2 protein-coding genes are annotated in these 4,180 nt (G+C 73.2%); both read left to right on the plus strand.

Features of this window, described 5'->3' with window-relative positions:
- Positions 1 to 2,466 (plus strand): phosphatidylglycerol lysyltransferase domain-containing protein (locus tag WML84_RS13295; RefSeq protein ID WP_347346618.1); only part of this gene is annotated, 2,466 nt, incomplete at its 5' end.
- A gap of 37 nt (positions 2,467 to 2,503) precedes the next feature.
- Positions 2,504 to 3,940, plus strand: coding sequence for a serine hydrolase domain-containing protein (locus WML84_RS13300; protein WP_347346619.1), 1,437 nt, complete (start codon positions 2,504 to 2,506; stop codon positions 3,938 to 3,940).
- Positions 3,941 to 4,180 lie beyond the last annotated feature (240 nt).

Here is a 4,180-nt window from a genome sequence, read left to right on the forward strand (position 1 = left end):
GCACCCGTCGCGCGGTACGTGCGCTCGCACCCGTTCTCGGTCGGCCTGAGCGTCGTCCTCGTCGCGACCGGGCTCGTGTTCGGCACGTTCTGGGGCGGGTTCCCGGTGGAGCTGTCGGCGGGGCCGGCCACGACGGGCGGCATGGCGCTGTGGTGGACGCCGATCACGGCGCTCCTCGTGCCCGACTCGCTCGTCGAGATCGTGATCGTGATCCCCGTGCTCCTCACGGTGGGCGCCTACGCGGAGCGGCTCCTGGGCACGGCGCGCGCGATCGTCGTCTTCCTCGTCGGCGGCGCGCTCGGCGTGCTCCTCGGGGTCGGGTTCGAGCTGCTCGGCGCGTCGTGGGGGACCGTATGGGGCATCGCGTCCGAGACCGACTTCGTGCTCGACCCGCCGATCGGGATCTTCGCGGTCGTCATGGCGGCGTCCGCGCTCGCGCCGGCCCTGTTCCGGCGCCGCATCCGGGTGATCGGGCTCGCCGCGCTCGCGATGTTCGCCCTGTACGCGGGCGACAGCGACAGCGTGTACCGACTGCTCGCCGCCCTCGTCGGGCTCGTCGCCGGCCTGGCGTTCGCGCGTGGTGCGGCGACCGGCGCGTGGCACCGCAGCTCGTATCGCGAGACCCGCACGCTGGTCGCGGCGATCGTCGCGGTGACCGGGCTCGGGCCGCTCATCGTCCTCGTCTCGGGCGGCGAGCGCGGCCCGCTCGCGCTCGTCGTGTCGGGGTTCGCGCAGGTGGACCCCGACGAGGTGCTCGGCCGCTGCGCGAACGTGCAGTCCGCGGCGTGCGACGTCGACCTCGCCGTGGCGATGACGACGGGCGTCGGCCCCTTCCTCCTCAGCCTCATGCCGCTCGCCCTCAGCCTGCTCGCGGCGTGGGGCCTGCGGACCGGGCGACGGTCGGCGTGGCTCCTCGGCATCGCGGTCAGCGCGGCGACGGCGGTCCTCACCTCGATCGCGCTCGGCACGACCGAGCTCCTCGACGCGTCGACGGTGCACGAGCTCGACGCCGACTTCGTCGTCTCGGCCGTGCTCGCGACGCTGCTGCCGATCGGCGTGATCGTGCTGCTCCTGGTCACGTGGCGCAGGTTCCAGGTGCGCGCTCCGCGCGCGGCGGTGCGCCGGTTCCTCGTCGTGGTCGTCGGCGCCCTCGTGGTGCTGGGCGGCGGCTATGTGGTGCTCGGGCTCGTCGGGGTGGAGACGTTCGTCGAGACGCCGACCCTCGGCGACCTCCTCGCCGACGTGGTGCGCATCTTCGTGCCGGCGGGGCTGGTCGCCGGCATCCCGGCAGCCGCCCTGCCCAGCGACGGGTTCGCGCTGTTCGCGTTCCAGTGGATCGGCGTCGTCTTCTGGCTGGTCTTCGTGGGCGGGATGCTGATGCTCTATCGCGCCACGGCGCCCCGTCGCAACGCGGCCGCCGAGGCGCGCTTCCGCGAGCTCCTCAAGACCAAGGGCGGCGGCACCCTCGGGTTCATGGGCACGTGGCCGGGCAACGACTACTGGTTCGCGCCCGCGGGCGACGGCGCCGTGGCGTTCCGCGTGATCAGCGGCGTCGCGCTGACGATGTCGGACCCGGTCTGCGCGCCGGGCGACGCATCCGCGGTGATCCGCCAGTTCGTGGACTTCTGCGACCGACGGGGCTGGACCGCGGTCTTCTACAGCTTCCACGAGCAGTACGTGCCGGTCTTCGACGAGCTCGGCTGGCAGTACGCGTCGGTCGGGGAGGAGACGGTCGTCGCCCTGCCCGGGCTCGAGCTCGCCGGCAAGCCGTGGCAGAAGGTGCGGCAGGCGTACAACCGCGGCCTGCGCGAGGGGATGTCGACGGTGTGGTCGACGTGGGACGAGCTCCCGGCCGCCGTCTCGGCGCAGATCGACGCGATCAGCGAGGAGTGGGTCTCGGAGAAGGAGCTCCCCGAGATGGGCTTCACACTCGGCGGCATGGAGGAGCTCAAGGATCCCGACGTCTACCTCTACCTCGCGATCGACGGCGACCAGAAGGTGCAGGCCGTCACGAGCTGGCTGCCGAGCTGGACCGACGGGCGGGTCACCGGCTGGACGATCGACTTCATGCGACGCGGCAGCGACTCGATGCCGGGGATCATGGAGTTCGTCATCGCCTCCGCGGCGCTGCACATGAAGGACCTCGGCGCCGAGGTCCTCAGCCTGTCGGGTGCGCCGCTCGCGACCAAGCCGGCCGCCCCCGGCGAGGCGGAGTCCGATCCGACGGTCATGACGAGGCTGCTCGCGTGGCTCGGCGGGGTGCTGGAGCCCGCGTACGGCTTCACGTCGTTGTTCACCTTCAAGAAGAAGTTCAACCCGCGCTACGAGACCATCTACATGGCCTACGCCGACCCGGTCGAGCTTCCCACGATCGGCCTCGCGATCGGCAGGGCCTACCTGCCGGAGGTCAGCCCGCGGGAGTCGGTCGCGCTCGTGAAGACCCTCACCGGCGGCGGGGACCACTGACCCGCCCGCGCCGCGGCGCCCTGATAGGTTCGCAGGCATGTCGGCCACCGAGCTTCCGCGTGCCACTCCGAGCTCCCGGGGGGTCGACGCCGCCGGGATCGAGGCCTTCCTGGACGCGATGGAGGCCGCCCCCGACGTCGAGCTGCACGGCCTCATGCTGCTGCGCGACGGGCACGTGGTCGCCGAGGGGTGGTGGACGCCGTACCGTGCGGACCGCGTGCACCTGCTGTACTCGCTGAGCAAGAGCTTCACCGCCACGGCCGCGGGGTTCGCGGTCGCCGAGGGACTCCTCGACCTCGACCGCACGGTGCTGTCGTACTTCCCCGAGCTCGACGGCGAGGTCGAGGACGAGCGCAGCCGCTCGATGCTGGTGCGTCACGTCGCCGCGATGGCCAGCGGGCACCACGTCGACACGGTCGACGCGGTCCTCGCCGCCGGCGGCGACGAGCCGATCCGCGCGTTCCTGCAGCTGCCGCCGGAGTCCGACCCGGGCACGATCTTCGCCTACAACCAGCTGTGCACCTACAGCCTCGGCGCGATCGTGCAGCGCGAGTCGGGGCAGACCCTCGTCGACTACCTGCGGCCCCGGCTCTTCGACCCGCTCGGCATCGCCGAGGCCGGCTGGCAGCAGCATCCGCCTGGCCGTGACCTGGGCTTCACGGGGCTGCACGCGACGACGGATGCCGTCGCCAGGCTCGGCCAGCTGCACCTCCAGCGCGGGCGGTGGGGAGACCGGCAGCTCGTGCCCGAGGAGTGGGTCGCCGCCGCGACCGGCCGGCAGATCGACACCCCTTCGCAGGAGAACCCGGACTGGCGGCAGGGATACGGCTTCCAGTTCTGGAGGGCCCGGCACGGCTACCGCGGCGACGGCGCGTACGGGCAGTTCTGCGTCGTGCTGCCGGAGCAGCAGGTCGTGGTCGCGATCACCGGCGCCTCGATCGACATGCAGGCCGTGCTCGACGGCCTGTGGGCGCACGTGCTGCCCGCGCTCGCCGACGCGCGGCTGGCCCGCCCCGCGCCGACGGAGGCCGACGCGCGGCTGGCCCGCAGGCTCGCGGCCGCGGCGCTGGCGCCGACCGAGGGGCGCGCCGAGCCCCGCGCCGCCGCGGAGTGGGACGGCATCCGCTTCACGCCCGCCGGGGGAGAGTGCGACCAGCAGCCCACCCTGCGGGAGGTCGAGGTGACCAGGACGGGCGACGGCTGGCGGATCGGCCTGGTGGAGCCCTCCGGCGCGCTCGTGACGACGCTGTCGGCCGCCGCCTGGAGCGTCGGCGCGGAGCCGGCCGGCGTGGCGCTCGCGGCGAGCGGCGGTTGGCGGGGCGACGAGGACGAGAGCCTCGTCGTCGACGTGCTCTTCGTGGAGACGCCGCACCGGCTCACCGTCGCCTGCTCGCTCCGCGACGGCACGTTCGAGGCGATGTGGCGCACGACTCCGCTGTGGGCGGGCAGCCTGCACGACCTGCGCATGCCGTGACCGCCGACCGGTCGGGTCGACGAGCTTCGCAGAATCGCGCGAACCTCGCAGGATCCGGCGCGAATCCTCCGAGCTCCGTCGGATCCTGCGAGGTTCGTCGGTCGTGGGCGGGCGCGCGCGGGAGCCGTGGCTGCGTGCGGCTCCGAGCCGGTGTCGGCCGCCCGCCGTAGACTCGTCCGGTGACAGTTCCCGGGATCGTGCGCGCCCTCGCGCAGGCGGAGTCGTTTCGGGATGCCGTGG

This window comes from Microbacterium sp. (assembly GCF_039812165.1).
Taxonomy (GTDB): Bacteria; Actinomycetota; Actinomycetes; order Actinomycetales; family Microbacteriaceae; genus Microbacterium.